The organism is Photobacterium sp. OFAV2-7, assembly GCF_022347985.1.
In the GTDB taxonomy this organism is placed as follows: Bacteria; Pseudomonadota; Gammaproteobacteria; order Enterobacterales; family Vibrionaceae; genus Photobacterium.
The window spans coordinates 1-4,573 of sequence record NZ_JAKRFQ010000393.1 but is presented as its reverse complement, the minus strand read 5'-3'; the positions used below and the strand labels follow the sequence as shown (position 1 = coordinate 4,573).

At 44.1% G+C, this 4,573-nt stretch carries 5 protein-coding genes; 2 read left to right on the top strand and 3 right to left on the bottom strand.

Annotated features, from left to right (window positions below):
- Positions 1-133: 133 nt before the first annotated feature.
- Both MHN01_RS17450 and MHN01_RS17445 read right to left on the bottom strand, forming a co-directional pair.
- Positions 134-478: a hypothetical protein gene (locus MHN01_RS17450; RefSeq protein WP_239412507.1), complete on the bottom strand. Its 345-nt coding sequence runs from the start codon at positions 476-478 to the stop codon at positions 134-136.
- 127 nt (positions 479-605) lie between these two features.
- Positions 606-1,511: a LysR family transcriptional regulator gene (locus MHN01_RS17445; protein ID WP_239412506.1), complete on the bottom strand. Its 906-nt coding sequence runs from the start codon at positions 1,509-1,511 to the stop codon at positions 606-608.
- Between the two features lie 100 nt (positions 1,512-1,611).
- On the opposite strand from MHN01_RS17445, the gene MHN01_RS17440 reads away from it, so the two are divergent.
- Together MHN01_RS17440 and MHN01_RS17435 are read left to right on the top strand one after the other, a co-directional pair.
- Entirely contained in the window at positions 1,612-2,220 is a 609-nt protein-coding gene (locus MHN01_RS17440; RefSeq protein ID WP_239412505.1) for a short chain dehydrogenase, read from the top strand.
- Positions 2,221-2,239: 19 nt separating this feature from the next.
- Entirely contained in the window at positions 2,240-3,124 is an 885-nt protein-coding gene (locus MHN01_RS17435) for an SMP-30/gluconolactonase/LRE family protein (RefSeq protein WP_239412504.1), read from the top strand.
- Between the two features lie 106 nt (positions 3,125-3,230).
- Here MHN01_RS17435 and MHN01_RS17430 read toward each other — a convergent pair whose 3' ends face one another.
- A complete protein-coding gene (locus MHN01_RS17430; protein ID WP_239412503.1) occupies positions 3,231-4,232 on the bottom strand; it encodes a hypothetical protein in 1,002 nt (333 codons plus the stop codon).
- Positions 4,233-4,573: the final 341 nt, after the last annotated feature.

The following is a 4,573-nucleotide window of genomic DNA, read 5'->3' as shown; positions in this document are numbered from 1 at the left end:
ACAACGGCTATCAGGCACGTAACTTAATTGGCGGCTATCGTACCTATAAGTTTGCGAAGGCGTAAATACAAAAGTATTTGTCTCAAACACCATTGCTTCTGTCGTACAGCAATGGTGGCAAGAGCATTATTCATTAATGCAAAAACGTACCCTTTTCACTGGCACTGAATGCAGTTAAATCACCAGCCGGGTTAATAAGGTGAGGCAAGATTTTCGGTAAGTTGAGCTCGATATCTTGATTTTCTACCGGGTTAATCGTCGCGTGATACCAACCCAGCAAACCCAATATCGCATAGCCGATAGCATCGTCGCTATCTCGGTGCTCGAGGATAGTCTGCAAGAAACGTAAGATCGTTTTATCGTTAGATTTTGTCTGCTTAAGGGCTTCGTTATAGATAACCGATGCCTCATCTACTAGCCCTTCAAACTCAGTTTCAATCGCGACCTTGAAGGAGCCACCATCAACAGAAATTCTCATATCAATATCACCAGAATAAATCGTGGAATGATAGTAACTAAAAAGTGGGAAATTGTCGTTCTAGACGTAAGATATTAAATAGAATTCAGCACTTTCTTTGATTTATTCGATGCCCAAGGGCGTAATCTTATCCCTTGGGGATCATGTACAGCCGGTTAGATTCCAGCCAGCGCATAACCGCAAGATTAAAGGTGACTAACTTTTGCGGTGTAACTCGTCTTTGGGCATAGATCAGACTTAATTTCTGGGCTTTTACAGACCACTCAGGGAAAACATGAACTAACTCCCCTTTCTTGATAAGCGCTTCAACCTGGTAAAATGGCAGGCTTGCTACCCCCATTCCCTGCATCGCCAATTCTAAGATTGAGCAGTAAGTATTAGTGCGAAGGCTTCCAGTCACTTCTATATGATAGTTTTGATCGTCATTAATAAGCTGAAGTTGATTCCAGCGTTCATTTTGGCTGTTAAGAATAAAGCTACATTGATGAATCTCTTCGATAGCCTTCAGCGAATTACCCACTGCATAACTCTTACTGCAAACCAGTACATTCCGGATGTAGCCGAGATCTTTGGCAATGACATCATTAGGCAGCTCCTCATAAGCCCTGAAAGCGACATCAAAGTCACCAGACTCAATTTTCTTCTTTATAGGGCCGAAATCGAGAATTAGATTCACCTTTGGGTACTGTTGCCTGAATGATGGGATCACATGATGACAAAGCGCGCGGCCGAACTCGATAGGGGCCGTCACTTTCAAATCACCCGCCACTTCCTGCGTCATATCAAGCACACGCATTTCCGCTTCGGTGGCCAGCAACTGAATCTGCTTCGCCTTGGCATATAGCTCCTCACCCACTTCGGTTAGGCTAATCGCCCTCGTTGTCCGATGGAACAACCTGGAATTCAGTGCTTCCTCTAGGCGCTGTACATGTCGAGATACCAAACCTTTTGATACATCCAGTACTTCTGCCGCCTTGGTGAAGCTCCGCTCCTCTGCAACTGCAAGAAAAGTCTGCACATAAGTTAAGTTCATCAATTAGTACCATTTAGTAAACAGTGAAATCATTTTCTATTGTTTTTCTCCTAATCACAACCACCTAAGATTCAAAACATAAACAAAAAGGAGAAAAACGATGAAAGTTCTCGTAATTGGTGCATCGGGCACAATTGGCCGCAAAGTCGTTGAAGCGCTTGCTACAAAACATGAGATTGTTAAGGCGGGCAAAGGTAGCGGTGATGTGCAGATTGACATTACCTCGCAAGCCTCGATTCGCTCTGCACTTAATTCAGTAGGCAAGGTAGATGCAATCATCTGTGCCACCGGTGATGTTGCATTCAATACGTTCACCAACCTATCACTCGAAGAATGGGATGTCGGCATTAACAGCCGCCTGATGGGACAAGTGAACCTGACCCAGATTGGCACCGAATACCTAAACGATGGCGGCAGTATCACACTTACAAGCGGCATTATCGCCGACTACCCGATTGCTTATGGAACCAGTGCAGCAACGCTTAACGGCGCAATACAGCATTTCGCTAAAGCGGTATCGAACGAATTACCTCGCGGTATACGCATTAATGTTGTTAGCCCATCAGTGGTTACCGAATCACTGGGTACCTATGGCGATTATTTCCCTGGATTTCACGCTATCGATGCAAGGGATGTCGCGAAATCCTACATCCGTTCAGCATTAGGCATCGAAACAGGACAAACGTTTAAGGCCTTTGCAGGCAACTAAGTAGTAAGAGGAAAGAAACATGCAAAAAGTACTGTTTATGGCTGCCCTAACGGCTATCTCCATGAATGCTTCAGCAGCTTCGGTCGTAGAAGGCAACCCTACTCTTATCGGTAACTCATTCGGTTTTGTTGAAGGCCCAACATGGGATGCGAAGCACCAGCGTTTCCTGTTTAGCGATATTCCAAACAACAAGACATACGCCTATAACTTGAAAGGCGCATTGAGCGTTTTTGATGATAATTCTGGCTACGCCAATGGCCTGGCCATTGATCCAAGCGGAAACCTTTGGGCGGCACGTCATGACAGAAAGCTGTCATACCGCCAGGAAAACGGTGAAAAGGTGATTACTGCGGCAACTTATAGCGGCAAGCCATTAAATAGCCCCAATGACTTAACCGTCAATAGTGACGGCAGTGTCTGGTTTACCGATCCACCATTTGGCATTCAGGGGTATGGCCCACAAAAAGCAAAAGAAGAACAGCCAGTCAGAGGTGTTTACCGTTATTTAGATGGTGAATTTACGTTAATTTCAGGCGAGTTGAAGCTGCCTAATGGTATTGCCTTTTCTCCTGACGAGTCATTACTGTATGTTGCCGACACATCAGATGGTTGGGTATATCGATTCGATGTTGACGGCCAGACAGTAAGCAATAAGACTCCGTTTGCTCAGGTTAAAACGCCAGAGGGATCAGAGCCAATGGCCGATGGTGTCGAGGTTGACCAGAAAGGTAATGTCTTTATTGCAGGACATGGCGGTGTGGGTGTTTTCGATTCTAACGGGAAGCAAGTTGACTTCATAGCCATCGATGCCGGCCATATCAGCAACCTTGAAATTGGCGGCAAGAATCAAGACCTGCTAATGGTAACTGCATACAATAAAGTTCTGTTATTCCAGATGAAATAACGATCATCATTGATCTGGGCTGATGGTCATAAATTAAGAACACAGCCAAAGAAAAGCCTAAAGCACATTGCTTTAGGCTTTTCCTGCTGCTATTGAACGCTCTTGCTTAACGCCAATACCCTGAGTGGGAGCCATAACCTCTGTGGTAGTCAGAGCTATGAACCTTGCCTTCATCGGAGTCATCTGATGAATCTCTATCACCATAGTGTCGATGGCCGTGATGCCTCCAGTTGTGATCTCTGTTGTAGCGCTCTTTGTACCAGTCATACCAGTACGGGCGTTTGAACTTGATCTTTTCTAAATCAAGGATAAATAGGCAATCAAAGAAGATAGGTTCGCCAACCCCACCGCCGAAGTCAGTTAGGTTCACCATGCCAGACAAACGCACCGTGCCACGATACCAGGCAAAATCACCCGATGTTTTAATTACTGCGTTTTCATCACTGGAGGCGCCTGTGATATGTGTTATTTCCTCACCTTCCGGTGTCACTATTGGCTTGTTTGCCGGTTGTACTGTGGTGTCACCCCGAGTCACAATGGTGCCGTTCGGAAATTTAAAGAAGGTTGTTCCGACAAGCTGAAGCCCTCCATTGGGCCCGTCCTCGATGTTAGACAAGCAATCTGTCGCGGTTCCGACAAGATCCCCCGTCGCTATTTCTTTCAAATCAACATCAAAGCAAAAAGCGGGATCTGGCTGCTCATCACCGTCTATATCCGGCACGTCCATTTCATACATTTCACCCTTACCTACCAAATTAAGGGCTAAGCGCTGTTTACTGTCTGCATCATCGTCATCATCAGAATGCTTTTTGTGCTTGTAGTCAGAATGCTCATCCTTGGTGTCATAATCTGTATCTTCATCGCCTGTATCGTCATATTCTTCATACGAATCATCAGAAGAGTCTTCAACAGATTCGTCATAAGAGTCATCAACAGGTTCATCATAAGAGTTATATTCTTCACCACTGTCAGTATCTGTGCTCGCATAACTATCACTTTCATACGATGAGTAATCATATGAATCGTTTTCATCATAGGATGCAGCGGCAAAACCGGAAAAGCCGATGCATACCGTAAGCACTGATAAAGCTACCTTATTCATTTTCATCACGATTCTCCACGAACCTTTAGTGATTTCTTAGATATTTGCTATAGCCAACTAAAATAACAAAGCAATTTAATTAACTCCTTGCCATCTGCTCTCTTTTTCAGAAACAACCATGCCACCTCCAAACATAATATTATGGGAGTAATTTGAACTGCTTTATTCTGGTTAATTGTAGATGGTATTGAATATTTCGAATATAAAGCCTTTTTTCCCAAGTCGTTCTCAACATCATGAATAGGTTGATATTTATTTAAATATGAGCAAAACCAACCTATTACTATCTATTCGTAGTTCTCATAATTAAGAAAGACATACACATTTCGTTCTTCGAGGAAGTTCAC

Coding starts and splice junctions, on each gene's coding strand:
- MHN01_RS17450 (WP_239412507.1), bottom strand. CDS start 478: ATGAGAATTTCTGTTGATGGTGGCTCCTTCAAGGTCGCGATTGAAACT.
- MHN01_RS17445 (WP_239412506.1), bottom strand. CDS start 1,511: ATGAACTTAACTTATGTGCAGACTTTTCTTGCAGTTGCAGAGGAGCGG.
- MHN01_RS17440 (WP_239412505.1), top strand. CDS start 1,612: ATGAAAGTTCTCGTAATTGGTGCATCGGGCACAATTGGCCGCAAAGTC.
- MHN01_RS17435 (WP_239412504.1), top strand. CDS start 2,240: ATGCAAAAAGTACTGTTTATGGCTGCCCTAACGGCTATCTCCATGAAT.
- MHN01_RS17430 (WP_239412503.1), bottom strand. CDS start 4,232: ATGAAAATGAATAAGGTAGCTTTATCAGTGCTTACGGTATGCATCGGC.